1 protein-coding gene and 1 pseudogene are annotated in these 1,084 nt (G+C 60.1%); both read right to left on the bottom strand.

Going from position 1 to position 1,084, the window contains the following annotated elements:
• Positions 1-14: 14 nt before the first annotated feature.
• Positions 15-587 carry a PadR family transcriptional regulator gene (locus D7S86_RS28945; protein WP_240648461.1) on the bottom strand — a complete coding sequence of 191 codons (573 nt, stop codon included), beginning with the start codon at positions 585-587 and terminating at the stop codon, positions 15-17.
• A 344-nt stretch (positions 588-931) separates the two neighbouring features.
• Positions 932-1,084: pseudogene (locus tag D7S86_RS28940) on the bottom strand (hypothetical protein); the annotation flags it as partial.

The raw sequence follows: 1,084 nt of genomic DNA, 5'->3' as shown, positions 1-1,084 counted from the left end.
TCGGTGAAGCTTGCCTAGTGTTCCGGGAGTCCGTCGTCACGCGATACCGCCGGATGGCTTTGGGCATGATCTGCGCTTGGTGCATCAGCTTGGCTAATGCTTCCAGCTTTCAGGTCATTCACGACGCACGTTACCCAATCGAGCTCGACCTTCAGCGTGGCTCTCATCAATTCGCCTTCGAGCAAAAAGAGGCGAGGCACTTGCAGGACCGCGGCGCTCTCACGCAATGCGTCCGTACGGGCGAGTTCTCGCGTGAGCGCAGTGATACGCACTTCGAGTTGGCGGCGAACGTCGTCGGGCGTCAGTAGCGGCAAAAACGAGAGCGCGGCCGGAAACGCTGGAAACTCGCGCGCGGGCTCCGCGAGCTGCTCCCGGAGCCATAGTCGCGCGGTATCGCGCCCCGCCTCGGTGATCTCGTAGATGGTGCGTTCGGGAAACGCGCCGTCACGTTCCGTTTCACGTACTGCGATCAGATTCCCTCGCAAGAGGCGCTCGATCGTCTGATAGAGGCTATTTCTCTGCCGGACATTGACGACCTCGTCTTTGCCGCGCGCCTTGATGAGTTGCTGCATTCGGTATGGATGCATCGGTGCCTCGGTGAGCCGAATGCGGATCGCCCAGATCTCTTTCAGCTTCAGTGGCGGCTTCTGACCAGTGAGTCTCCCTTTGTTCCACGGCACGCGCGCGGCGCCAGTATGAGAGATGGAGTCCATGACTGCCTCCTTTCCGATTAAGGGCAGTTCAGTCTGAACCTGCGCCGAGCGGACGCTATTCAACCCAAGAGGGACATTCAGACCTTTTCGAGCGTCCATATCGCCGTTCAAAGCGAACGCACCGAGTAACGCTGAACGAGTGCCCGTTGTTGCCGGATGGTCCGAAGATAGTCCATCAACGGGCACTCGTAACCACTCCTAGAAGCTCGCGCGGGCCTTCACTCCGATTTGGCCGAAATCACCGCATCGGCGACGTTGCGCGGCGTTCCGAGTAATGCTTGAACTCCATCGTGTACGTCGCGCGACCCTGCGTGAGCGAACGCAGCGACGTCGAGTAGCCGAACATCTCGGCGAGCGGCACTTCGGCGCGC

Source organism: Pararobbsia silviterrae (genome assembly GCF_003628125.1).
Lineage (GTDB): Bacteria > Pseudomonadota > Gammaproteobacteria > Burkholderiales > Burkholderiaceae > Pararobbsia > Pararobbsia silviterrae.
Note: the sequence above shows the minus strand (reverse complement) of the source record. Positions and strands in the feature narration are given on the sequence as shown.